The sequence below is a fragment of the Vitreimonas flagellata genome (genome assembly GCF_004634425.1).
Taxonomy (GTDB): Bacteria; Pseudomonadota; Alphaproteobacteria; order Caulobacterales; family Aquidulcibacteraceae; genus Vitreimonas; species Vitreimonas flagellata.
Window position 1 is genome coordinate 1,541,461 of sequence record NZ_SBJL01000001.1, and the last position, 22,585, is coordinate 1,564,045.

General features: G+C 62.9%; 23 protein-coding genes and 1 tRNA gene. 16 read left to right on the plus strand and 8 right to left on the minus strand.

The window, feature by feature from the left end; all coding sequences use genetic code 11:
• The first annotated feature begins 283 nt into the window (after window positions 1-283).
• On the plus strand, window positions 284-427 hold the full coding sequence (locus tag EPJ54_RS19795; RefSeq protein WP_167755626.1) for a hypothetical protein: 144 nt from the start codon (window positions 284-286) through the stop codon (window positions 425-427).
• Window positions 428-689: 262 nt separating this feature from the next.
• On the opposite strand, the gene EPJ54_RS08015 is transcribed toward EPJ54_RS19795, so the two are convergent.
• Complete coding sequence (locus EPJ54_RS08015) at window positions 690-1,727, minus strand: IS1595 family transposase (RefSeq protein ID WP_135211116.1); 1,038 nt, start codon at window positions 1,725-1,727, stop codon at window positions 690-692.
• Window positions 1,728-1,831: 104 nt separating this feature from the next.
• Between EPJ54_RS08015 and EPJ54_RS08020 the strand changes: the two genes are divergently transcribed.
• Both EPJ54_RS08020 and EPJ54_RS08025 read left to right on the plus strand, forming a co-directional pair.
• On the plus strand, window positions 1,832-2,455 hold the full coding sequence (locus EPJ54_RS08020; protein WP_135211117.1) for a S24 family peptidase: 624 nt from the start codon (window positions 1,832-1,834) through the stop codon (window positions 2,453-2,455).
• A 61-nt stretch (window positions 2,456-2,516) separates the two neighbouring features.
• Entirely contained in the window at window positions 2,517-3,059 is a 543-nt protein-coding gene (locus EPJ54_RS08025) for a DcrB/PsbP domain-containing protein (protein WP_135211118.1), read from the plus strand.
• Here the strand turns inward: EPJ54_RS08025 and EPJ54_RS08030 are convergent.
• The gene (locus EPJ54_RS08030) at window positions 3,056-3,565 is read right to left on the minus strand and encodes a SixA phosphatase family protein (RefSeq protein WP_167755627.1); all 510 of its coding nucleotides are present in this window, start codon (window positions 3,563-3,565) and stop codon (window positions 3,056-3,058) included. The genes EPJ54_RS08025 and EPJ54_RS08030 overlap by 4 nt on opposite strands.
• Before the next feature lie 88 nt (window positions 3,566-3,653).
• Between EPJ54_RS08030 and EPJ54_RS08035 the strand changes: the two genes are divergently transcribed.
• Window positions 3,654-3,896, plus strand: a complete 243-nt coding sequence (locus EPJ54_RS08035) for a hypothetical protein (protein WP_167755628.1) — start codon at window positions 3,654-3,656, stop codon at window positions 3,894-3,896.
• A gap of 63 nt (window positions 3,897-3,959) precedes the next feature.
• Entirely contained in the window at window positions 3,960-5,549 is a 1,590-nt protein-coding gene (locus tag EPJ54_RS08040) for a lysine--tRNA ligase (RefSeq protein WP_239590802.1), read from the plus strand.
• Here EPJ54_RS08040 and EPJ54_RS08045 read toward each other — a convergent pair.
• A complete protein-coding gene (locus EPJ54_RS08045) occupies window positions 5,546-6,508 on the minus strand; it encodes a helix-turn-helix transcriptional regulator (RefSeq protein ID WP_135211122.1) in 963 nt (320 codons plus the stop codon). The two genes, EPJ54_RS08040 and EPJ54_RS08045, sit on opposite strands and share 4 nt — an antisense overlap.
• A gap of 140 nt (window positions 6,509-6,648) precedes the next feature.
• On the opposite strand from EPJ54_RS08045, the gene EPJ54_RS08050 reads away from it, so the two are divergent.
• From EPJ54_RS08050 to EPJ54_RS08065, 4 genes are all read left to right on the plus strand, one after another.
• Window positions 6,649-7,122, plus strand: coding sequence for a DUF1579 domain-containing protein (locus tag EPJ54_RS08050; RefSeq protein WP_135211123.1), 474 nt, complete (start codon window positions 6,649-6,651; stop codon window positions 7,120-7,122).
• Window positions 7,123-7,133: 11 nt separating this feature from the next.
• Entirely contained in the window at window positions 7,134-7,679 is a 546-nt protein-coding gene (locus EPJ54_RS08055; RefSeq protein ID WP_135211124.1) for a hypothetical protein, read from the plus strand.
• A gap of 216 nt (window positions 7,680-7,895) precedes the next feature.
• A complete protein-coding gene (locus EPJ54_RS08060) occupies window positions 7,896-8,285 on the plus strand; it encodes a GreA/GreB family elongation factor (RefSeq protein WP_135211125.1) in 390 nt (129 codons plus the stop codon).
• Between the two features lie 184 nt (window positions 8,286-8,469).
• Window positions 8,470-9,000, plus strand: coding sequence for a hypothetical protein (locus tag EPJ54_RS08065; RefSeq protein ID WP_135211126.1), 531 nt, complete (start codon window positions 8,470-8,472; stop codon window positions 8,998-9,000).
• A 180-nt stretch (window positions 9,001-9,180) separates the two neighbouring features.
• On the opposite strand, the gene EPJ54_RS08070 is transcribed toward EPJ54_RS08065, so the two are convergent.
• Window positions 9,181-10,590 (minus strand): pyridoxal phosphate-dependent decarboxylase family protein, encoded by a 1,410-nt coding sequence (locus EPJ54_RS08070; RefSeq protein WP_239590803.1) that lies wholly within the window; start codon window positions 10,588-10,590, stop codon window positions 9,181-9,183.
• Window positions 10,591-10,766: 176 nt separating this feature from the next.
• Between EPJ54_RS08070 and EPJ54_RS08075 the strand changes: the two genes are divergently transcribed.
• The gene (locus tag EPJ54_RS08075; protein ID WP_135211128.1) at window positions 10,767-11,990 is read left to right on the plus strand and encodes a cation:proton antiporter domain-containing protein; all 1,224 of its coding nucleotides are present in this window, start codon (window positions 10,767-10,769) and stop codon (window positions 11,988-11,990) included.
• A gap of 139 nt (window positions 11,991-12,129) precedes the next feature.
• Window positions 12,130-12,297 (plus strand): hypothetical protein, encoded by a 168-nt coding sequence (locus EPJ54_RS08080; protein ID WP_167755494.1) that lies wholly within the window; start codon window positions 12,130-12,132, stop codon window positions 12,295-12,297.
• Here EPJ54_RS08080 and EPJ54_RS08085 read toward each other — a convergent pair.
• Complete coding sequence (locus EPJ54_RS08085) at window positions 12,294-13,298, minus strand: threonine aldolase family protein (RefSeq protein WP_135211130.1); 1,005 nt, start codon at window positions 13,296-13,298, stop codon at window positions 12,294-12,296. The genes EPJ54_RS08080 and EPJ54_RS08085 overlap by 4 nt on opposite strands.
• A 159-nt stretch (window positions 13,299-13,457) precedes the next feature.
• On the opposite strand from EPJ54_RS08085, the gene EPJ54_RS08090 reads away from it, so the two are divergent.
• Window positions 13,458-15,785, plus strand: coding sequence for an ATP-binding response regulator (locus tag EPJ54_RS08090; RefSeq protein WP_135211131.1), 2,328 nt, complete (start codon window positions 13,458-13,460; stop codon window positions 15,783-15,785).
• Here EPJ54_RS08090 and EPJ54_RS08095 read toward each other — a convergent pair whose 3' ends face one another.
• Window positions 15,786-17,198 (minus strand): M20/M25/M40 family metallo-hydrolase, encoded by a 1,413-nt coding sequence (locus EPJ54_RS08095; protein ID WP_420823036.1) that lies wholly within the window; start codon window positions 17,196-17,198, stop codon window positions 15,786-15,788.
• 140 nt (window positions 17,199-17,338) lie between these two features.
• Between EPJ54_RS08095 and EPJ54_RS08100 the strand changes: the two genes are divergently transcribed.
• The 3 genes from EPJ54_RS08100 to EPJ54_RS08110 all read left to right on the plus strand — a co-directional run bounded on the left by EPJ54_RS08100 (window position 17,339) and on the right by EPJ54_RS08110 (window position 20,987).
• A complete protein-coding gene (locus EPJ54_RS08100; protein WP_135211133.1) occupies window positions 17,339-18,838 on the plus strand; it encodes an acetyl-CoA acetyltransferase in 1,500 nt (499 codons plus the stop codon).
• Window positions 18,839-18,972: 134 nt separating this feature from the next.
• On the plus strand, window positions 18,973-20,838 hold the full coding sequence (mdoH, locus tag EPJ54_RS08105; RefSeq protein WP_135211134.1) for a glucans biosynthesis glucosyltransferase MdoH: 1,866 nt from the start codon (window positions 18,973-18,975) through the stop codon (window positions 20,836-20,838).
• Between the two features lie 74 nt (window positions 20,839-20,912).
• A tRNA-Gly gene (locus EPJ54_RS08110) sits at window positions 20,913-20,987 on the plus strand.
• 116 nt (window positions 20,988-21,103) lie between these two features.
• Here EPJ54_RS08110 and EPJ54_RS08115 read toward each other — a convergent pair.
• Together EPJ54_RS08115 and EPJ54_RS08120 are read right to left on the minus strand one after the other, a co-directional pair.
• The gene (locus EPJ54_RS08115) at window positions 21,104-21,304 is read right to left on the minus strand and encodes a helix-turn-helix transcriptional regulator (RefSeq protein ID WP_135211135.1); all 201 of its coding nucleotides are present in this window, start codon (window positions 21,302-21,304) and stop codon (window positions 21,104-21,106) included.
• A 280-nt stretch (window positions 21,305-21,584) separates the two neighbouring features.
• Window positions 21,585-21,932: a helix-turn-helix transcriptional regulator gene (locus EPJ54_RS08120; RefSeq protein ID WP_135211136.1), complete on the minus strand. Its 348-nt coding sequence runs from the start codon at window positions 21,930-21,932 to the stop codon at window positions 21,585-21,587.
• A gap of 122 nt (window positions 21,933-22,054) precedes the next feature.
• Here EPJ54_RS08120 and EPJ54_RS20400 point away from each other — a divergent pair, with 122 nt between their 5' ends.
• Window positions 22,055-22,336 (plus strand): helix-turn-helix domain-containing protein, encoded by a 282-nt coding sequence (locus EPJ54_RS20400; protein ID WP_135211137.1) that lies wholly within the window; start codon window positions 22,055-22,057, stop codon window positions 22,334-22,336.
• Window positions 22,337-22,585: the final 249 nt, after the last annotated feature.

Genomic DNA, 22,585 nt, shown 5'->3' on the forward strand with positions numbered 1-22,585 from the left:
ATCAAGCGCCTGATAGCGACGCCACCAAAGCCCTTGAAGGACGAGCCTAAGCGCCGTCCGGTCAGATCTGAGGGCGTGAAGCAGCTTCCGAAGAAGCGCACCAACCAAAAATCGAAGCCAACCTAGGCCGCCGCAATGTGTCCCGCTAAGAGTTTGTTGGGACTCCAAAAAATCCCGAATCTCTGCTTATATTGAGTCGCGCAGTGTGCTTTGCGCCTCCGCTCTCCACCCGAGTCCAGCCTGATAGGCGCGGGCAACGGCCCGGGAAAGGAGGTGGTAGCAAATGTCGTACACTCGCAAAGCGGGCCGGGACGCTGACAACGGTCAGTTTATTCCGGTCAAAGAAGCCCGCGAGCGTGATGAGACCGCAGTGGTCGAACACATCACGTATCCGGGTTCGCGTAAGGGCTCTTCTAAGAAGAAGTAACCCCTACGCTCCGTAGTGGGCTGGCGCCTTCGTTTTGCGGCGGGGGCGCCAGTGCCTTCAGTCCCAGCACTGAATCAGAAGTGCCGAGTCACTGCAAGCGTACAGTGAGATTTTCTCGCGAGGCGTAGGCGGCTAATCCTCGAATAAATCCAGGTTTGCTCCCCGGTCGGCCGCATGCTTCATGCGCCGCACCTTGTCTCGAAGCGCGCGCATCCGATAGCGCCGCATCCGGTGCAGCTTCTTCTTCCGCTCTCTCAGATACTCAGGCGTTGGCTTCTTTAGGCTGTCGCAACGTGAGACGGCGGCCCACGGTGCGGGTGAGCAGTGCCGTCGCACGCGCCTTGTCGTCAAAGCCGAGCTTGATGCGGTGGTTATATCTGAACTCGTACTCGCTCAGATAACGCGCCAAATACTTCTCGTCGCAGTGTTGGTACGAACCAGCAAAGCCCTTCTTGAACAGACCAAAGAAGCCTTCGGCGCTGTTCGTGTGAATGACCATATCGCCTTCGCGACGCGCGTACTCTTTCGCGCTGTGCTTCACGCTGTCATGGCCCGCAAACTCTTTGCCAACGCGCGGATAGAGACGGCTTTCGTCCGTATGCAGACGCGCCGCCTTATCGACGTTATCACGCACGATGCGCTCAACGCTTTCGCGGTTGGCCGTCGCTACGTGAAACACGCGCGCTTTGCCGCCGCGCTCGATTAGAGCAACGATCGCACGCTTATTCGACGGACCGCGCCCCGCCTTCGAGCGGCGAAATTTGTGGCCCTTGGTCGTGAACTCAGACGGCTCTTCAACCTTGCCGTGATAAGTTTCGTCCGCCTCGACGATACCGCCGCTGCCTTCACCACCGAGCTTCTGAACGGAGCCTCGCTCCGCCATAGCCTCACGCAGACGGTGCAGCATGAACCAAGCGGTTCGGTATGAGCCGAAACCAAGCATGCGATGGAATTGAGCGGCGCTCATGCCCTTCTTGCTGGCGCAGATCAGGTGCGCGCCCATCAGCCACTTGTGCATGGGGATATGACTGTCTTCGAAGATAGTCCCGACAGTCGCGGTGAATTGCTCTGAGCAATCCTTGCAGCGCATCACGCCCCGACGCTTCCACGTCACCGTCTTCGTGGTGCCGTCTTTCAGCTTACGAGTGCGCTTGGTTTCCTTGGCCTCGACGCGCACGGAATTATCGACCGACCCGCACTTTGGGCAGATCGGACCGTCCGGCCAGCGCAGGGTCTCGTAATGAGCCCAAGCAGCGTCTTCATCGGTGAAGAGCGGGTTTTGGAGGTCAGCGTGTTCCATTCCCTCTATTTAAGGGATGGGCCTCCGTGTGTCACGTGCATAGTCTAGATATTTTTCCTATTTATGGGTTGAAAGTCCTCCCAGCTGCGCTATGCTCCGCCTCCATGAACCACGCCCAAATCTGGCGCGCGATTGATGCTGTGGCGGCCCGGCGGGGCATGTCGCCTTCGGGCCTGGCGCGCGCCGCTGGCCTCGACCCCACCACGTTCAACAAATCCAAGCGCCAAGCCGCGGACGGCAAAGCGCGCTGGCCCTCCACCGAAAGCGTCGCGCGCGCGCTCGCGGCGGCGGAGACCAGTTGGGACGAGTTCGCCGCGTTGCTGGCCGGCAAACCAGGCAGCGCCGGCCGCGCCATCCCGATCGTCGGCATGGCGCGCGCGGGCGCCGACGGCTTCTTCGACGAGAACGGTTTTCCCGTCGGCGCCGACGAAACCGTGCGCTTTCCAGATTTAGGCGAAGACCGCGTCTATGCGCTCGAAATCGCGGGTGAAGCGATGGAGCCCATCTATCGCGCCGGCGACGTCGTCATCGTGCAGCCGGGTGCGGCCGTGCGGCGTGGCGATCGCGTTGTCGTGCGTACGCGCGCGGGCGAAGTGATGGCCAAAGTGCTCGGCCGCCGCAACGATCAGACCATCGAACTCACCTCCCTCAATCCCGCGCATAAGCCGCGCGAGATCGCCGTCGCCGAGATCGATTGGATCGCGCGCATCTTGTGGGCGAGCCAGTAATCGCGATTACTTTGGCGACAATTGCGGTATTCGTGTAGATTTCGCGCGGGGAGAACCATCCGTGCGCATTCGTACAACTCTCATCGCCAGTCTTGTTCTTGCGCTCGCCGCATGCGGCGACGCTGGCACAGCAACGAATGCTGACGCGCAACCCGCGCAATCTGCAGCCGCCAACGGCGCGATCAGTGATGCCGACAAAGCCGCGATCTTCGCCCTCCTCGGCATGAGCCCCAACCCACGCGGCGAAGTGATGAACGAGTGCGGCGAAAATTCCACGCCGCAATTCTTGAGCGCCGATCTCGGCGGCGGGGCCGGCACGGGCATTCTCTTCGCTATGGGCGGCGGCCCCACCACTGCATCGTGCTACGGCGATGGCTCGCTCTTGCACCTGTTCGTGCGTGACGGCGCTCGCTTCCGCGAAGTCTATTCCGATCGCGGCGGCGTGCTCGTCATCATGGCGACCAGCACCAATGGCGTGCACGATCTCGCCGACGGCGGCCCCGGCTTCTCCTTCCCACTCTGGCAATGGAACGGCACGAATTACGCCTATGCCAACCGCAGCGTCAGCGACGGCGAATTAAGCGGCGCGACGTTCTTGCCTTAATCATCGTCCCGATCGCGCGGCGGTTTCCACGCGGCGATCAGCGTCGGCCCTGCGGCGCGCAGCAAATCGCCTTTGATCTGAAACGCGGCGAACGCTGAGGTCGGAAAATGCCCACTGAACTCGCGCGCGAGTTTTGAGCCGTCGTGCGCTTGATGCACGAGCTTCGACACAAGCTCGCCAATACCGGGATTGTGCCCGACGATCACGACGCTCTCCGCGTCGCTGGCGCTGAACGCATCCCAAATGCCTTCGAGATGCGCGTGATAGAGCGCATCCTCAAAGCGGGTCTTCAGCGCGAAATTCTGCAAGCCGTGCTCGGCCGTTTCGCGCGTGCGCTTGGCGGTTGAGACGAGCGCAAGTTCCGGCTTCAGCCCTGCATCCTCCATCGCCGCCCCTGCAGCGGCGGCTTCGCGACGGCCTCTGCCCGTCAGCCCACGCGTCTCGTCGCTGTCAGCTTCGTGGGCGCGGACGGCCTTGGCGTGCCGCATCAGGATCAGAGTTCGCATGGGGGGACTTTGCCGTGGTTCGAAAAAAGCGCAACGCCCCGCATCCGATCGCCCCGCCCGCGGCTGCTCAGGGCCAAAGGAGAGCGTCATGAAAGCACGTTGGGTCATTCTTGCCGTCGCGGGCGCCATTGTCGTCGCCGCGTGGACGACCTTGGGCATCGCCTATTTCAACCGCCCGGATATGCCTGCCTGGGTCGCCATCGTCACGGCGGCGGCGCTCAGCCTGGAAGGCTTCCTCTGGGTTGCGGCCGGCGTGTTCGGCTGGGGTTTCCTCGCCAAACGACGCGCCACGCTCGCCCGCTGGTTCGGCCGCAGATCGCAGCCGGAATAAGCCTCGGATTTGGCATCGCGCGCTTGGGCGGTTTAAGCAGAACGCCCCTTTTTGGATTCGCCGATGTCAGATCTTCTCACGCTTGCCGCCGCCGCCAAGGCTTGGCCGTTCGAACAGGCCCGCCTGATCCTGGAACGGCTGCAGAAATCACCGAAAGAGACGGTGATCTTCGAGACCGGCTATGGTCCGTCAGGTCTGCCGCACATCGGCACGTTCGGCGAAGTCGTGCGCACCTCGATGGTGCGCCACGCCTTTCGCGTGCTCACCGGCGACAAGATCAAGACGAAGATTATCTGCGTGTCCGACGACATGGACGGCATGCGCAAGATTCCGGACAACATCCCGAACCCGGAAGCGCTCGTCCCCTATCTGCAGCGCCCACTCACGGACGTGCCCGATCCATTCGGCACGCACGAAAGCTTCGCGCACCACAACAACGCACGCCTGCGCGCGTTCTTGGATAGCTTCGGCTTCGAGTACGAATTCAAGTCTGCGACTGACCTCTACAAGTCCGGCGCGTTCGACGCCGCATTACTCAACGCGTTGAAGGCCTATGACGAGATCATGGCCATCATGCTGCCGACGCTCGGCGAAGATCGCCGCAAGACCTACAGCCCCTTCCTTCCGATCTCGCCCAAGAGCGGCCGCGTGCTCTACGTGCCGATGAAGAAGATCGACGCCGCCAACGGCACGATCACGTTCGACGACGAGGACGGCGAAGAGATCACGCAAACCGTCACAGGCGGCCGCGCCAAGATGCAATGGAAGCCGGATTTCGGCATGCGTTGGGCCGCCCTCGGCGTCGATTTCGAAATGTTCGGCAAGGACCACCAGCCGAACCAAGGCGTCTATGCGCGCATCTGCAAAGCGCTCGGCGCCGAGCCGCCGGTCAATTACGTCTATGAACTCTTCCTCGACCAAAACGGCGAGAAGATTTCCAAGACCAAGGGCAACGGCATCAGCGTCGAGCAATGGCTGCGCTATGCCGCGCCAGAATCGCTCTCGCTCTACAATTTCCAAAAGCCGCGCACGGCCAAGAAGCTCTATTTCGATGTCATCCCGAAGGCGGTCGATGAATATCTGAGCTATGTCGAAAGCTATCACAGCCAGAATATCGCCGAGCAGCTCGAGAACCCGGCTTGGCACATCCACGCCGGCCATCCGCCTAAGGATTTGACGCCGATCTCGTTCGCGCTGCTCACCAATCTCGTCTCCGCCTCGAACGCGGAGACCAAGGATTTGCTCTGGGCCTTCATCGGCAAATACGCGCCAGGTACGACGCCGCAAACGCACCCGTTCCTCGATACGCTGACCGATTACGCAATCCGCTATTTCAACGATTTCGTGAAGCCGACGAAAGTGTTCCGCGCCGCCACCGACAAGGAGCGCGCGGCGTTCGAGGATTTGATCGCGCGCCTGGATGCGCTGCCAGCCGAGACGAATGACGGCGAAGTCATCCAGAACGAGGTATATGCCGTCGGCAAAGAGCACGGCTTCGAGCCGCTGCGCGATTGGTTCAAGGCGCTCTACGAAGTGTTGTTCGGCGTCGAAAGCGGGCCGCGCTTCGGCCAATTCGCAGCCATCTTCGGCGTGCGCGAAACCAGCGCGCTCTTACGCAAGGGATTAGCCGGCGAATTGCTGAAAGCAGCTTAGGCGTAGAGCTTCGCGACCTTCGCCGCCTCGCGCGCGATCGCTTGGCGTAGCGCGGGCGGCGAGACCACTTCGACGTCCGCGCCTAAGCGCAGCATCTGCCGTGTCGCGCGATCAACGCTCTCGATCGGAATCTCAGCGCGCACCCAGCCTTCCGGCGCGCATTTGCGATGCGCGGCCTCCGCCGCTTCCGACGCCGCCATGCTGACATCGCGCAGCAAGCGCCGCCCCGCCGGCGAGAGCTTCACCACAGCGCGCTCTTCCAACAGCCGCGTCTCGAAATCCCGCGCCCAGTCGCGCCAATAGCGCCCGAGATCAAATCGCGCCGGGCGCTTCACGCGCGCCTTCAGCACTTCAAACTCTTGAATACTGGAGACGCGATATGTGCGCGGCTTGCCCTTCACCGCCGCGACCAAATACCAAACCCCGCCCTTCAGCACGAGCCCGAGCGGATCAACGTCGCGCGTCACCACATCCTTCCAGCTCTCATAGCGCAGCCGCACGCGCGTATCGCTCCACACCGCCGACGCGAGCGCCGGCAGAATGTCGATCGCCTCGGCGCGACTGTACCAATTGAGCGGATCGAGATGAAAACGCTGCGCCACGCGCTGCGCGCTCGCGCCTGAATCCGGCGGCAAGCTCGCGAGCAGCTTCAATTGCGCTGCAGCCGCCTCCGCGCCAATGCCCAGATCGGCCGCCGCCCCGCCAACGCCGGCCAGCAACAGCGCATCGGCCTCCGCTGGCGTGAACCCCGTCAGACGCGTGCGATAGCCGTCCAATAACGCAAACCCGCCGGACCGCCCGCGCTCCGCATAGATCGGCACACCCGCGGCGCTCAGCTGATCCACGTCCCGATAGATCGTGCGCACCGAGACCTCGAACTCCTCCGCCAGCGCCTCGGCGCTCAGGCGTCCCCGCATCTGCAGGAGGATCAGGATCGAAAGTAACCGGCTCGCACGCATTCCTTTGCATAGCACATAAATCCTGACGTTCGATGTCAGGTATTGCGGTCTAAAGCAGGGGCATGGATCAGCTCCGCCGCCTTCTCCTTTGCGCGCTCGCCACGAGCGCGCTCCCCCTCAACCCAGCTCAAGGACAGAACATGCACACCGGCAGCCCCAAAGATTTCGACTTTCTCGTCGGCAATTGGCGCGTCGCGCACGAACGCCTCAATGGCCGCCTTGTCGGCTCCGATGATTGGCAGCGCTTTGACGGCACATGCTCCATGCGCAAACTGATGGGCGGCCACGGTAATGTCGATGACAATGTCCTCGAGCTTCCCAGCGGCACATATCAGGCCGTCGCCCTCCGCTCTTTCAATCCGCAAACACGCCAATGGGCGATCTGGTGGCTCGACGCCCGCGATCCGCACACGCTGGAGACCCCTGTGCTGGGCGGCTTCGAGAATGGTGTCGGCACCTTCATCGCCGAACAGACACTGAACGATCGCCCCATCCTCGTGCGCTTCCAATGGACCGAAACCCACACGGGCGCGCCGCGCTGGGAGCAAGCCTTCTCGCCCGACAATGGCGCGAGCTGGGAAATCAATTGGCGCATGCAATTCACGCGCGCTTGAGGGAGGAGAACATGAACGAAGATCGCCGCCAATTGCTCAATGTCGCCGCTGCCTTGCTCACAAACACCAATGCGAACGCCGCTACGCCAGCGCCCGCGCCACAACGCGGCCAGCCCGGTGAGTTCAACTTCCTCACCGGCGAATGGCGCATCCACCATCGTCGCCTGCGCGCGCCGAACGATTGGGATGTGTTCGAAGGCGAAGCGACCTGCTGGCACATTCTCGGCGGCGTCGGCAGCGTAGAAGAACTTCGGATCCCCTCGCGCAATTTCGCCGGCATGGGTCTGCGCCTGCTCGATGTTGAAAGCGGCGCGTGGTCCGATTTCTGGGTCAACGCGCGCAGCGGCGTGCTCACCACACCCGGTCAAACTGGCAGCTTCACAAATGGCGTCGGCACATTCGGCGCCGATGACATGGACGATGATCAACCCATCAAAGTGCGCGGCGTATGGGACAATATCAGCCCCACCACCTGCCGCTGGCGCCAGGCCGTCTCGCGCGATGGCGGCCAAACCTGGGAAGAAAACTGGATCATGGATTGGACGCGCGTCGGATAAGCATCAGCGCACACGCTTGACTTTGCGCGCGCAAACCCGATCTGATGGCGTATGCGTACGAGCGCGCCCCTTCTGTCGATCTTCGTCCGTGCGGACCGCACGGCCGGCTTCGCTTGACCCCTAACTCGCCGCCACGCGCGCGTTAGGGGCTCTTCACATCATCTCAAATCTTTACCGCAACGCGCTTCAGCGCGTGCGAACGCATGAGACAAACCCATGAACACCAAACAACGCCCCGCGATCTTCGTCACGCCCGACGATCACGAAGAGCTCATCGATCTCGCTTTGAAGGGCCTCGGCCGTTCGCCAGGCGCCGCTTTACTGCTGCAAGAAATGCAGCGCGCCAAGGTGCTCGACGATCTGCCGCCCCACGTGCTCGCCATAAACGATCGCGTTACGTTCGAATATGACGGCCGCGATTATCGCGACTTCCAACTCGTCTACCCAAACTGCGCGAACTTCGCCGACGGCCGCATCTCGGTGCTAACGCCTGTCGGCGCCGCCCTCATTGGCCTGGCCGAAGGCGACACAATCTGGTGGCCCGACGACGTGGGCGACACGCACCGTCTGACGATCACGAAAGTCACGTCGCAGCGCGCAGCGTGAGCGGAATGGGGGGATAGAGTAGCGCTCTATCCGCAACTCGGACCGCCGGCTTCCAGCCGGCTTCTTTGTTTGATGGTGCAAAGCCGTTGAAGGTCTTGGCCTTTCAACCAAGGCCGGCTGGAAGCCAGCGGTCCGAAGGAAGAATCTATCCGACCGACTAGCGCACAGCCGCACACTGCCGCGCATGAAACATACCGCGCCCACCATCACAGAGCACAGAAAGACCAGGCTCATCGCCTGGGCTCGCTTGCTTCTGTTCTGGGTGGGCGCGCTCATGTTTCGCGACGGCCTCGGCCGCATCAGCGAACGCCACCTGCTCGCACGCGGCTTCTACGCCAATCTCGACGCCGTCGCCCGCACCATCAACAACATCATCATCCTTCACGCGGCCGCCAAGCTTGGCATGGGCACAGGGCATCCGCCGAAGCTGCGCAATTACGCCAGCACAGGCTTCTGCCGCCGCACACGCGTACGCTCCATCACCCGCGCCGGTCGCGGCGCATGGCTACGCAAGCGCTTGCAGCATCGCGATCTACTCACGCGCTTCCTGCTCATTGTGAACGCCCTCAAAAATGTCGACGCCCTCGTCGACCGCGCCGCGCGTCGCTTTGCACGCGGTCTGACGCGCCTCTTCGGCATTCGCCTCATGCGCCCGCCGCGCGATTCCGCGCGCACGCTTGCGCTGCCCGAAGTGATTTGCGCGGATTCCTCCTAACCGGGCCGCCGGCTTCCAGCCGGCATGCCTGCACCAAACTCAACCGTGTGAAGCCGCGCTTCACGCGGCCAAAGTGCTGCGCCTTTCTTGGACCGCCGGCGTCCTCGCCGGCGCGGTGATTGCCGGGCATCGTGACGATTGAAACACCATCGCCGGCGAGGACGCCGACGATCCAAGATATCATCCAGCGTCCCGCTCAGCGCGCCACGCACTCAAGATCGCGTCCGCGCTCACGGCCACATCCGCCTCCGTCGTGTTCATACTGCACACCGAAATCCGAATGATCTGGCGCCCGCGCCAAACCGCGCCGCCGACGAAGATCACGCCCTCGTTCTGAATCCGCGCGATCGTCCGCGCTGTCAGCTCATCGGCCTTCGCCACGTCCATATCGGGCCCGAGACACACCGCGACCTGATTCAGCACCACCTCATTCAACACCGAGACATCCGGCGCTGCATTCAAGCGCTCAGCAATGCCCCGCGCCACCGCGCAATGGCGGCTCACCATTTCGGCGATGCCTTCGCGGCCCATCGCTTTGATCGTCGCCCAGGTCGCGAACCCACGCGCTCGTCGCGACAGCTCCGGCGTGAAATCGGCGGGATGACGATCTTCGCCCGCCGGCAGATAGCTCGCCGCGATCAGCATTGCGCGACGATGCGCCTCGGCGTTGCGCACGATGGCGTACGCGCTGTCGTACGGCGTCTGCAGCCATTTGTGGCCATCGACGCCCCACGAATCTGCAAGCTCCAACCCGCGCCCGAGATGCGCACGATCGGGACACGCCCGCGCCCACAATCCAAATGCGCCATCGACATGCAACCACGCACCCTTCGCCCGCGCCGTTGTCGCGATCTCCGGGAACGCATCGAACGATCCCGAATTGATGTGCCCCGCCTGCGCGATGGCGATGATCGGCCCGTCGAGCTTTTCGATCGCGCGCTTGAAGGCGTCCGGCTTCATCCGCCCCTGCTCGTCCGACGCCACGCTCACGATGCGTTTGGCGCCGAGCCCCAGATAGCGAAGTCCCGAGAACACGGTGGAATGCGCTTCTTCGCCCAGCACAACATGGATCGGCGGCGCGCCGAACAAGCCGTCGCTCTCGACGTCCCATCCTACGCGCCGCAACACCTCGCCGCGCGCCGCCGCCAAGCAGGTGAAATTCGCCAAAGTCGCGCCGCTCACGAATCCGATCGAAGACCCGCGCGGCAGGTCGAGCAAATCGAGCAACCAGCGCGTCACAACTTCTTCGCACGCCGAGGCCGCTGGCGTCGCATGCGCGTTGCCGACGTTCTGCCCCCAGGCGCTGATCAACCAGTCCGCGGCGACGCCCGTCTCGTGGCTCGCGCCCATCACCCAACCATAGAAACGCGGGCCGATGATGTTTGTCAGCCCCGGCTCTGCCAGCATCGCAAGTTCCGCAATCACCGCGCGCGCCTCGTCGCCACGCTCCGGCGTCGGCTGATCGAACGCCGCGCGCATCTCGCGATAGCCACGCGCAGGTTGGTGTTGCCGCGTCGGCGCACCATCGCGGTACGCCGCCGCACGCGCACTGACGTCCGCAAACAACGCGCGCAATTCGTCTTGGCCCACGCCAGCCTCCCATGTTTTGCGCGTTCTACGCCGCCGCGTCGACAAAAACCATGACCTGCGTCGCATCGCCGTTTGACTTGATCGCTTCGATCGGGTCGATTGACGTACCACACGCAATTCGCCGATCGGCGACCGCCGCGCACGCGACGGCCGAGAAGCCCCATTTGAAAGATCCGATGGAAAGTCACAGCCTCATCGTCAATCTCGTCGCCGGTATCGCGCTTGCGTTCTTCTTCGGCGCCGCAGCGCAGCGTCTGCGCATCTCACCGCTGGTCGGCTATCTGATCGCCGGCGTCGCCGTAGGGCCGTTCACGCCAGGCTTCGTCGGCGACGCCGACCTCGCCATGCAATTCTCCGAGATCGGCGTGATCCTGCTGATGTTCGGCGTGGGTTTGAAATTCTCACTCGCGGATCTCTGGGCCGTGCGCGGCGTCGCGCTGCCAGGCGCGCTGGTGCAAATGACGGCCGCAACATTGCTCGGGTACGGCGTCGGCGCGCTCATGGGCTTGGGCGCGGCTGAATCGATCATGCTGGGCTTTTCGCTTTCGGTTGCGAGCACCGTCGTGCTGCTGCGCGCGCTCGAAGACCGGCACATGGTGAAAACCGAAAACGGCCGCATCTGCGTCGGCTGGCTGGTGATTGAAGACATCGCCATCGTGCTCGGCATCGTCTTGTTGCCGACGCTGGCGACGATGGCCAACGGCAATGGCGGCATCTCGCTCACGACGGCGCTGTCGACGCTCGCGTTTACAATCGGCAAGATCGGCGTGTTCGTGGCGCTGATGCTGTTCGTCGGCGCGCGCTTCTTTCCGTGGTTGATCGTTCAGGTCGCTCATTTGAAATCGCGTGAGCTCATGTCGCTCGGCACGCTCACCCTCGCGCTCGGCATCGCCTGGGTCGCGTATGAGCTCTTCGACGCTTCTTTCGCGCTGGGCGCCTTCCTCGCCGGCGTCGTGCTCAATGGCACTAAGTTCACCCATAAGATCGCCGAAGATTCGCTGCCATTGCGCGATACGTTCGCGGTGCTGTTCTTCGTCTCGGTCGGCATGTTGTTCGATCCGATGACATTGGTGCGCGAGCCTTTGGGCGTGCTCGCGATCGTCTTCATCATCATGATCGGCAAGAGCGCGGCGGCGCTTGCGATCACGACGCTCTACAAATTGCCACTGCGCACCGGGCTCATGATCGCAGCGTCTTTGGCGCAGATCGGCGAATTCTCCTTCGTGCTCGCCGGCATGGGCGTGCATTTGGAGCTGTTGTCGCAAGAGACCTACAATCTCATCCTCGCCGCGGCGCTCATCTCGATCGCGCTCAATCCGCTTCTGTTCGCCTTAGCCGAGCGCGTGGCCGACAAGAAGGACGGCCAGGAGAAGAATCCGCCGGCGAGGGCCACAGCCTAGGGGCGAGATTTCGTCGCGATCTTCCCTTGCGCCGTCGGACTTCGCGCTGGCGCTGTTCGGCTATTGCGTTGCTTTGTTCGCGGCGCTGAGCGCGGTCGCGCCCTCCGGCAATCTCAGCCACATGCGCGCGGCGCTAAAGATGCCGTTCTATTGGCCGCTGGCGACGCTCGCGGCTTTGCGTGCGTTGTTTGAACTCGCGGTCCGCCCACATCATTGGGCCAAGACCGCGCATGGCGTCTCGCCGCGTACGCGCATGATTGCGCCCGCAGCCGCACCACCCGCAGACGCCCAACGCCTCGCCAGCTAAAGCGCCTTCAGCAGCTTTGACAGCGCCTCGACATCTGCTTCCGGCTGGTTCCACGAGACGACCAGCCGCGCCTCGCCTTCGCTCCAATCGTAGAAATCCGCCCCCGCCGCGCGTAGCTTCGCCAGTCTCTCCGCACCAACCTTGATGAAGACCTGATTGCTCTCCACCGGCACGCTCAGGAACGGCGCCGCCGCCTCGCCCAGCTTCGCCGCCAGCGCATTGGCGCGGCCGGCGAGCTTCAGCCAGAGGCCGTCGTTCAAATAGGCGAGGAATTGCGCCGCCGGGTAACGGCCCTTGCAGATCAGATGACCACTACGCTTGCGCCGGCGCGCAATCTCCTCGGCGAGGTCCAAATCGAAGCAGACGATCGATTCCGCCAACAAGGCGCCATTCTTTGTCGCCCCGAACGACAACAAGTCCACGCCAGCGCGCCAGGTCACGTCTGCGGGTTTGCAGCCAAGTGCGACGATGGCGTTGGCGAAGCGCGCGCCGTCCATGTGCAGCGCGAGCCCCGCTTCCTTGGTGATCGCACCCAGCGCCGCCACCTCGTCGGCTTTGTAGATCGCGCCACGCTCCGTGGTTTGCGATATGGACACCGCGCTTGGCTTCACGGAATGAATACCACGTGCGTTGCGGCCGATGCCTTCGCGTAAGGCGTCCGGCGTCAACTTTGCGGCTTCGCCGTCAACGAGCACCAGCTTGGCCCCACCAGAGAAGAATTCGGGCGCGCCGCACTCATCGCATTCGATATGCGCTTCGTGATGACAAATGATCGAACCCCATGGCGGCGTGACGCTGGCGAGCGCGATCGAGTTTGCCGCCGTGCCGCTCGCGACAGTGAACACACGCACGTCGCGCTCGAATAACGAGCTAAACGCTTCATCCATTTTGCGCGACCACGGATCTTCACCGTAGCCCACAACAGCGCCTTCGTTCACGCTTGTTAAGGCGGCGATGATTTCCGCAGCGGCGCTCGCTGTATTGTCCGATCGAAAGTTCATGCCCGTTTACCTTGCCCGCCGCACATCAACACATACTTCACAAACACACCTAAAACAGCGCGTTTTTCGTATCAAAACAGTACGAAAAAGGCACTCACGCGAACGCTTGATTTACAGAGCGCGATTAGGCTTAGCAGAAATTAGCCATTGGGGCGGGGCGTGCAATATTTCATCAACCATGCGGCGATTGAACGCGCGACAGCGGAGGTCTTCTCCAGCTCGCGCACGCGCTACTATCTCTATGCGCTGATCGCGATCGCTGTTGGCGCAGCCGCTGGCTTGCCGCTTGGCGCCGTATGGTTCGGCCTCGCTTTGATGATCGATGAAATGCACAAATGGGCAAGCGCCAATGCGCGCGCGCTCGTTGGCGAAAACGCGAAAGGCCTGCATTTCACGCTCGATTTAGCGCAATCCGCGAGCCTTGCGGCCGCGCCTGGCATTCTCTGGTTTGAGCAGTCGCAGGTCGGCGCGCCGCTGGCCGCCACCATGCTCGCCATGCTCTGCGCGCACACCGCTTTCTCCGCACGTCGTGGCCGCCTCTACGCGATCGCCATTTGCGCGCCTTACGCTCTGCTCGGCGCCGTGATCTTGGCGAGCAGCGTCTCGCTTTCAACCTTCGCCGCGACGTTGGCGATGGGCGCGTGCGTCGCCTACGTGCTGGCAGCGGCCCTCCACCATGCGCATCGCGCCTCGCATGCGCGCGTTCAGGATGTGGAATGGCTACGCCAGCTCAATATGAGCTTCAGCAACGCCAATTCGGCCGCTTGGGAGATCGACTTCACACGCGAGCGTTTGGTTGGTGGCGATCGTCTCGCCGCCCTGCTCGGCCGCTCGATCACATTTACCGACATCGTCGACAACGCCTGCTTCGCGCCGCCCGAGGATCGCGCCCTGGTAAAATCAGCGTTTGCACCGACGCATGGCGCTGTGCGCCGCATCGCGCTGACGCACGACGTGGTTCGCGCCGATGGCTCGCGCGTTCGCGTACGTCACCATGCCTTTGTCCGCACCACACCGGAAGGCGTCCCGATCCGCGTCACCTGCGTATCGCGCACCGGCGAACCCGTCGTCGCCACACCGGCGCTCCCGCGCGAAGTCCTCAGCGACGCGTCGACGGCGCTCCTGGCCCAAGGCGGAGCGCTGAAGACTCTGCGCAACGAACTCTCGCTTGCCGCTGAAATCAGCACGCCGCTCGAAACGCTCTCGGCGGGGCTCTCTAGGATTCTCAGCACGCTCGCACACGGCGCCGTCGATATCGAGCGCGGTATCGATGATCTGGCGCACGCCCGTCACGCGGCTGAAAGCGCCAATCTCGCCAAGTCGCAATTCCTCGCCAATATGAGTCACGAACTGCGCACCCCGCTCAACGCCATCATCGGCTATGCGGAAATGTTGCAGGAAGACGCTGAGGACAATGGCGACAAGGCTTCCGTCCAGGATTTGCAGCGCATCCTGACCGCCGCAAAACACCTGCTGAGCCTGATCAACGAAATTCTCGATCTCTCGAAAATCGAAGCTGGCCGCATGGATGTCAGCGCCGCTGAATTCGATCCGATCGAAACACTGAGCGAGCTGATCGGCACCGTTCGCCCTATCGCTGAGCAGAACGGCAATGTGGTCACGCTGCACAACAAGGCGCCGCATGGCCTGGCCACCACCGACTCGATGAAGCTGGGCCAGTGCGTGCTGAATCTGCTCTCAAACGCCGCCAAGTTCACCAAGAACGGCGCGATCGACGTGACCTACGATCGCCGCACTCATAACGGCGTCGAGCAAATCTTCGTCACGGTGCGCGACACCGGCATCGGCATGTCGAGCGAGCATATGTCTCGCCTCTTCCAGCCGTTCGTGCAGGCGGACCCCAGCATCACGCAGCAATATGGCGGTACGGGCCTGGGCCTAACCATCACGCGCCGCTTCGCGCAATTGCTGGGCGGCGATGTGAGCGTGGAAAGCACGCTCGGCCAAGGCTCGATGTTTACGCTACACGTGCCCGTGAATTTCGCCGATGCTTCGGCCGCGTTGGGCGCTGCAGCGAAAGTCGATGAGCTGCAGGGCACGGCGGATCAGCCGCTTGTGATCGTCATCGAAGACGAGCCGGATGCGCGCGAACTCGCGGCGCGTGCGCTCACGCGTGCGGGCTTTGCGGTGCAGGGCGTTGGCGGCGGCGAAGCGGGCTTGGCGCTTGCGCGCGCGAAATCACCGGCTTTGGTGCTGCTCGACATCTTCTTGCCGGATCGCTCCGGCTGGCGTGTGCTGCAAAGCTTGAAGCACGATCCCGCGACGCAGGACATTCCAGTCGTGGTTCTCTCCGTGAACGAAGATCGCGGCCACGCGCTGGCGTTGGGCGCGGCCGAGCACATCGTGAAGCCGGCAGATCGCGACATGCTGGCGGCCACAGTGATGCGCTACGCCCGCAAGCGCGCGCCAGATCAGCACGCGCCTGCGGCCAGCGTCACGCCGCTCGCGCAAAAGCAGGCAGGCTGATTACGTCTCCGCGTGTGCGGCGACAACACGCGCGACCACTTCGGTGACGCGCTTGCCGGTCGGGATGTGCAAGAATTCGTTCGGACCGTGCGCGTTGGAGTGCGGCCCGAGCACGCCTGTGACCACGAATTGCGCTTCGGGGAATTTCTCTCCGAGCATGCCCATGAACGGGATCGAGCCGCCCTCACCCATCATGGCGACCGGATTGCCGAACGCGGCGTGTGATGCGTCTTCCAGCGCGGCTTCAAGCCAGGCCGCCGTCTTTGGCGCGTTCCAACCCGAACCGGCCTTCTCGCCTTCATAGACGACGCGGGCGCCATAGGGCGGATCGCGCTCAACGATTTCCTTCATGCGCTTGCTGGCTTTCACCGCATCCAAAGTCGGCGGGATGCGCATGGAGAGCTTCGCTTCGGTGAACGGACGCAGCACGTTGCCGGCGTCTAGTGGCGCTGGCGCGCCAGCGAAGCCCGTCACGGAGAGCGCAGGCCGCCAGGTGCGGTTCAGTACAAGCTCGGCGAGATCCGCGCCGGCAGGCTTCATGCCTTCGACAAACGGAAACTTCGCATAGACCTGATCACCCAAGGCCTGCGCCGCGACCTTCGCTTGGCGCACGCGCTCTTCGGGGATTGGCGCCTTAAGATCATCGACCACGATTTCGCCGGTCTCGACATTCTCCAAGCGCGCCAGCACTTGGCGTAGCACACGGAAGCTCGACGGCACCACGCCGGACGCGTCGCCCGAGTGTACACCCTCTTCCAACACATCGACGCGCAACGTGCCACCCACCAAGCCGCGCAGGGACGTCGTCACCCACAAGCGCTCATAATCGCCACAGCCGCTATCGAGGCAGACGACGAGCGAGACCGTGCCGATGCGATCGGCCAGAGCATCCATGTAGTAAGGCAAATCCGGCGAGCCGCTTTCTTCGCTGGCTTCGATCACGATCACTGCGCGCTTGTGCGGCACGCTTTGCTCTTTCAGCGCCAGCAATGCACCGAGGGCCCCAAACATGGCGTAGCCATCGTCCGCGCCGCCGCGACCGTACAGCTTGTCGCCTTCGATCACCGGAACCCAGGGGCCTTTGCCTTCGGCCCAACCGGTCATCTCCGGCTGCTTATCGAGGTGGCCGTAAAGCAGCACTGTGTCGCCGCTCACGCTGCCCGGCACGTCGATGAAGATCAGCGGTGTGCGGCCCGTTGCGCGCTCGACGCTCAACGTCGCGTTCAACGCCGGCAGCTTCTTCTCCGCCCAAGCCACGAAGAGCTGCACCGCCTGCTCCATATAGCCGTGCTTTTCCCAATCGGGATCGAAGGACGGCGACTTGTTTGGAATGGCGATGTACTCGACCAAGGTCGGCACGATCTCGTCGTTCCAAAGCTTGTCGGTGAAGCTGCGCAATTGCGGGTGGGAAATCTCGGCCATGAACGGGCTCCTTTGCCTGGGTAGATAGAGCCGAAAGCGGCCGCTGACCATGCGTCAGGCGCAGGCTGACGTTGCGAAAAATTGTCTCCGCGTGCGCTGCGCGCGTAAGATCGCGGCTCACGGAGGAAACCATGAGCGATAGCGCGCGTACGCCGGTGATTGTGGGCGTCGGCCAATTGAACGATCGGCCCGCCGATCCAATGGTCGGGCTCGACACGCTGGGGCTGATGGCGGCGGCGGCGCGGCTCGCAGAGGCGGATGCGGGCGGCGGCGCGTGGCTTGCCGAAATCGAGTCCATCGGCGTCGTGGACAATCTCTCCTTCCGCGAACTCGGCGACATCGTGCCCTTGCTCGCCGCCGAACTCGGCGCGACGCCGCGCATTGCCTACAAGACCAAATACCCAAGCGGCGCGAGCCCCATCCTGCTGCTCAACGAAGCCGCGCATCGCATCGCTAATGGCGAGATCACGAGCGCGCTCATTGCAGGCGGCGAGGCGCTCCGCACCGCCGCACAACGCACCGCGATGAAATCTGGCGACAAGGAATCCGATCACAACGCCATCCGCAGCATTCCGCAGCGCCGTGAGCCGACCTACGCGCAGCGTTACGGCTTGATCGCCCCCGTCGACATCTATCCGCTCTACGAAAACGCAACGCGCGCCGCGTGGGGTCAGAGCTTGGCCGACGCGCAAACCGAGAGCGGCGAAATCTGGTCGCGCTTTTCACAGGTGGCCGCGGCACACGATGGCGCTTGGATACGCAAACCCGTCAGCGCCGAAGACGTCGCACGCGTCTCCGCTGACAATCGCCCAATCGCTTTTCCCTACACCAAGCTGATGGTCGCCAACTCGTCGGTGAACCAGGGCGCTGCGTTTATCGTCACGTCTCTCGCTCAGGCGTTGCAACGCGGCATCCCTGAAGAACGGCTGATCTATGTCGGCCACGGCGCGGCGGCCGACGAATCGAACGACATCCTCGCCCGCGATCGCTTCGATCATTCCGCCAGCATGGCGGTTTCACTGCAGCGGACGCTGGACTTGAATGCCATCAAATCTGCAGAGCTGGATTGCGTAGAACTCTACTCTTGCTTCCCGTGCGTCCCGAAAATGGCGCGCCGGATCATCGACTGGCCGGTCGAAAAACCAGCCACCGTCTTCGGCGGTTTAACTTTCGGAGGTGGGCCGATCGGCAATTACATGAGCCATGCCGTGGTCGCGATGACGCAAAACCTGCGTGCGGGCGGCCAACACGGCCTGCTGTTCGCCAATGGCGGCTTCGCCACGCAGAACCATTCGATCATTATCAGCCGCGATCCGGCGCGCGCCGCAGTAAAACCAAGGGATTTTGACTATCAGGCCGAAGCGGACGCGCAACGCGAACCCATCCCGCAACTCATAGCAAGCTATTCAGGCCCCGCAAAAGTGGAGACCTACACGGTGTTCTACGAACGCGATGGGCGTCCACGCGCGGGTGTCGTCGTTGGTAAAACACCTGCCGACGAACGCTTCCTCGCTAAAATTCCCGCCACGGACGAGAACGCCATTTCGTATCTCACTGACGGCAAAGCAGAACCTGTCGGCGCCTCGGGAACCGCCTTCGCCAGCGGCAACGAGACGCATTGGCGCTTTTAAGGCGCCACATTCTTTAGCGTCGTCGCGAGGGCCCGCCCAAGCGATGGGCGGCGCATCGGCATTCACACGATGCATCTGTTGTCGTACTTACGTGTTTAAGCTGGTTGGCGCTTGATCGCGCTCCGGGGGATTCATTGCCTTACGATCACGCGACGACGCCGCAAATTCTGCCGCCCACGGCAAGTTTGGCGATGCCTACCCAGCGCGCTTCTCAGCCAGCGCAAGAGCCGCGCTGGTTTGAGTACACGCCGATGTGGATGCGCCGCACCGCGCTGTTCACGGCGACCTTCGCTCTAACCATCGCCGCCTTCATGGCGCCGTTCGATCTCTTCGCCGGTGAAGGCTTCACCTGGATCGAAGTGGTCGCACTCGTTCTATTCGGCCCGCTCTTCATCGGCATCTCGTGCTGGTTCTGCAGCGCGCTCGCAGGCTTCTTCCTGCTCGGCACGCGCCGTGGCGACTTCTTCAAAGTTGAAGACATCGTCGGCGTCTCCAACCAACGCACCGCCCTGCTCGCCGTCGTCCGCAATGAGGATGTGGCTGCCGTCTATGCGCGCCTGCGCGCGATGGACAACGCACTCGCCCGTAAAGGCCTCTCTAGCCAGTTCGACTTCTTCGTACTGAGCGACACCAACAAGGAATTGGTCGCCGCCCAAGAAGGCCTCGCCGCCGTCAACGCAGCAGCCACGAGCCACAGCGCCTTCTATTATCGCCGCCGCAGCGCCAATATCGGGCGCAAGTCGGGCAACGTCGCCGATTGGGTCCGCAATTTCGGCGGCGCGTACGAGTACATGATCGTGCTCGACGCCGACTCGCTGATGAGCGCCGAGCTGCTGCAAGCGCTGCCGACCTACATGGACTCGCGCCAAGACCTCGGCGTGCTGCAAACCATCCCAATGGGCTTTGGCGGCGACACGCTGTTTGCGCGTCACATGCAATTCGGCATCCGCCTCTATGGCCGCGTCGCCAGCGCAGGCGTTGCCTGGTGGACGGGCGCGGAAGGCCTCTATTGGGGCCACAACGCCATCCTGCGCACGCGCGCGTTTGCCGAAACGGCCGGCCTGCCACGCCTGCAAGGCGCTCCGCCGTTTGGCGGTGAAATCCTCAGCCACGACGTCATCGAAAGCATGTTCATGCGCCGCGCCGGTTGGGGCGTGGAAATGGCGCCGCTGCTCGACGGCTCGTTCGAACAATGCCCGCCGACCTTGGTCGATGAAGCCGTGCGCGACCGCCGCTGGTGCCAAGGCAACCTCCAGCACCTCGGCCTGATGCGCGCCGAGGGCCTCGGCTGGCTCGCCAAAGTGCAAATCGCGATGGCGGCGATGGTCTATTTCGCGGCGCCGCTCTGGCTGGCGTTCTTGAGCGCCGGCATTGCGTTGCGCCTCGAACAAGGCGCGCCTGAGCCGGGTGAGCCCTGGTTCTCCGGCCGCGCCGAGCAATTGCTCGAACTGCATTGGAGCATCGTGCTCACGGTGGTGATGCTCTTCGGCCCGAAAGTGATGGGCGCACTCTTGATCCTCACGCGCCCGGAAGAACGCCGCGCCTTTGGCGGCGGGTATGCGGTGATCGCGGGCCTGTTCGGCGAACTCGTCATGTCGGCCGTGCTTGCGCCGATGCGCATGTTGTTCACCTGCCGCGCCGTGGCCGAGACACTGCTCGGCTTCGACAGCGGCTGGAATTCGCAACGCCGCTCCGCCGAAGCCGCACCGTGGACGGAAGCGTGGCGCTCATGCTGGTGGCACACAGCCATCGGCGTGTTCGTGCTGGCGCTCGCCGCGCCCTATTCGGATCTCGTGATCTGGACGGCGCCGATCCTGTTCGGCCTCGTCTTCAGCGTGCCGCTCACTGTGTTCACGTCGAGCGCGCAGGCGGGCTTCATGGCCGCACGCGCGGGCGTCTTCCTGACGCCGGAAGAAGTGGCCCCAGCCGCCGTGCTCGCCGCCGACGCCGGCCGCGTGGGCCCTGCGCTCACGCCAGAGCAGGCCGCGTCTTACGCTTGAGCCTTGGAGCGAGCCGCTCTCAGCGGCTCGCTTGCACCGCGCACCCAAAACCCGCTATCGGTCGCAGCGCGTTCGCGGGCGTAGTTCAGAGGTAGAACGTCAGCTTCCCAAGCTGAATGTCGGGGGTTCGATTCCCCCCGCCCGCTCCAAAAATCACGCGTTGCATCAACACCTTCTCGAAGCGCCGTTCGAACAAAAGTGAACACGGAAATTGCTGGTCGGCACCTGGTCGGCACCGTAACGCCTAGCATTGTGAGTTCCCCTGTTATCTCGTGGGCGAGGTTGACCCGCGCGTACGGGCGTCTGCCCACGCCTCCAGCACTTCCTCCCGGTAGCGCACAAGGCGTGGTCCGTACTTGATGAAGGGCGGGCCCTCACCGGTCACACGCCAACGATTGAGCGTGTGTTTGGAAATCTTCAAACGCGCGGCGGCGTCTTCAACGGTCAGCAGGATTTCGGTCGACATGGTTCGTTCCTTTCAGCGCGCTGCGAGCGATAAACTCCCTCGCGGCGCCTCGATGAAAGGTCCGCTTATCCACAACGAACAAATCCATTCTGCAATGCGATGAAAACACAAATCGAAGTCGAAAAGGGCGCTGCGTCTCAATTGGTTTCCGCGCGTTTCCGAGACTTACCTCTCGCGACTCTCAATGATCAACGATAGCTCTTGATCGCCCTTAATGTCCCACCGCCATAGTTCGCATGTTACGCGACTAAATTCGTCGTCATGCGTGACGCGCAAATTGTCAGGGTTTGTCGGGATCGCGTGCGCCGCGCCGCAAAAACGCGTCGAGGTCCTCTGGAAAGTAGCACACCAAGCGCGCGCCACGGCGCATCCATTTCGGCCCGATCTTCTTGGCGCGCCAACTCTTGAGGGTGCTCACGGCGACCCGAAGATAAGCCGCCGCCTCTCGTGGCGATAAAATCACCGACTGCTCTCTAGCGGCCGCCGTAAGTCGCTTTGTCTTCACGCGCAGCGGCGCTGCAGACTTGGCCCGCACCGGCGCCTTCTCGCCTGGCGTGTCGAACAGGTTCAATTGGCCCGGATCGCTGCGACGCTTGCGGGTGCGCGACCCGCGCTTGCGTGAGGCCATGCGAGCGGCTCCTCAAGACGGGGCCCGCCATCAAACCATCCCGCGAGCGCGCGTCCACGCATTGCAACTCACGATAGAATCCAAAACTTCCTCATCCGCGCAAGCGTCGCACGGTCGTGGGGATGCTCCAGGGCGTTGAGCCCAGTGAGCCGCAAGAGGTCGCGATAGGCGGAGAAGGTGGCCGCGTGACGATCACCGGAGCACAAGTTCGAATGGCGCGCGTAGCCATTGGCTGGAGTGCGGCCGACCTCGCAGAGGCTTCAGGCGTAGGCGAAGCAACTATTCGCCGGTTTGAAACGAGCCGTGGCGAGATTTTTCCGCACACACTCGAACGCGTGCAACGCGCGCTCGAAAAAAAGCGTGATCTTCTTGGCCTCGGGCGAGAACAAGGACGGCGGGCCTAGTGTTCGGCTCAGGAAGAAATAGCGATTCAAGATCTCTCACGATCGCCAACTTCGTTGGCAATCACCGGCAAGTCTGGCGCGGGTGGAAGACGTTGGTAAGGCCCCGGTAAGGGGGCACGAAATCGTAGAGTCGGGATGTGGCGCGGTGGTGTTAGGCCGGGCGTAGCTGTTGCCGCCTCTTTCGTTTGGCGGTGCCTGAGGAGCCTGACCATACTCCGTTTCCACATCCCTCTCATCGAACCGGACATG

What these genes read in the sequence shown, in the direction of transcription:
- EPJ54_RS08115 (WP_135211135.1), bottom strand. Translation starts at nt 21,304, where the DNA reads ATGTCGACCGAAATCCTGCTGACCGTTGAAGACGCCGCCGCGCGTTTG.
- EPJ54_RS08030 (WP_167755627.1), bottom strand. Translation starts at nt 3,565, where the DNA reads ATGCGAACTCTGATCCTGATGCGGCACGCCAAGGCCGTCCGCGCCCAC.
- EPJ54_RS20400 (WP_135211137.1), top strand. Translation starts at nt 22,055, where the DNA reads ATGCTCCAGGGCGTTGAGCCCAGTGAGCCGCAAGAGGTCGCGATAGGC.
- EPJ54_RS08065 (WP_135211126.1), top strand. Translation starts at nt 8,470, where the DNA reads ATGAAACATACCGCGCCCACCATCACAGAGCACAGAAAGACCAGGCTC.
- EPJ54_RS08045 (WP_135211122.1), bottom strand. Translation starts at nt 6,508, where the DNA reads ATGCGTGCGAGCCGGTTACTTTCGATCCTGATCCTCCTGCAGATGCGG.
- EPJ54_RS08050 (WP_135211123.1), top strand. Translation starts at nt 6,649, where the DNA reads ATGCACACCGGCAGCCCCAAAGATTTCGACTTTCTCGTCGGCAATTGG.
- EPJ54_RS19795 (WP_167755626.1), top strand. Translation starts at nt 284, where the DNA reads ATGTCGTACACTCGCAAAGCGGGCCGGGACGCTGACAACGGTCAGTTT.
- EPJ54_RS08055 (WP_135211124.1), top strand. Translation starts at nt 7,134, where the DNA reads ATGAACGAAGATCGCCGCCAATTGCTCAATGTCGCCGCTGCCTTGCTC.
- EPJ54_RS08020 (WP_135211117.1), top strand. Translation starts at nt 1,832, where the DNA reads ATGAACCACGCCCAAATCTGGCGCGCGATTGATGCTGTGGCGGCCCGG.
- EPJ54_RS08100 (WP_135211133.1), top strand. Translation starts at nt 17,339, where the DNA reads ATGAGCGATAGCGCGCGTACGCCGGTGATTGTGGGCGTCGGCCAATTG.
- EPJ54_RS08075 (WP_135211128.1), top strand. Translation starts at nt 10,767, where the DNA reads ATGGAAAGTCACAGCCTCATCGTCAATCTCGTCGCCGGTATCGCGCTT.
- EPJ54_RS08120 (WP_135211136.1), bottom strand. Translation starts at nt 21,932, where the DNA reads ATGGCCTCACGCAAGCGCGGGTCGCGCACCCGCAAGCGTCGCAGCGAT.
- EPJ54_RS08060 (WP_135211125.1), top strand. Translation starts at nt 7,896, where the DNA reads ATGAACACCAAACAACGCCCCGCGATCTTCGTCACGCCCGACGATCAC.
- EPJ54_RS08015 (WP_135211116.1), bottom strand. Translation starts at nt 1,727, where the DNA reads ATGGAACACGCTGACCTCCAAAACCCGCTCTTCACCGATGAAGACGCT.
- EPJ54_RS08080 (WP_167755494.1), top strand. Translation starts at nt 12,130, where the DNA reads ATGCCGTTCTATTGGCCGCTGGCGACGCTCGCGGCTTTGCGTGCGTTG.
- EPJ54_RS08085 (WP_135211130.1), bottom strand. Translation starts at nt 13,298, where the DNA reads ATGAACTTTCGATCGGACAATACAGCGAGCGCCGCTGCGGAAATCATC.
- EPJ54_RS08040 (WP_239590802.1), top strand. Translation starts at nt 3,960, where the DNA reads ATGTCAGATCTTCTCACGCTTGCCGCCGCCGCCAAGGCTTGGCCGTTC.
- EPJ54_RS08035 (WP_167755628.1), top strand. Translation starts at nt 3,654, where the DNA reads ATGAAAGCACGTTGGGTCATTCTTGCCGTCGCGGGCGCCATTGTCGTC.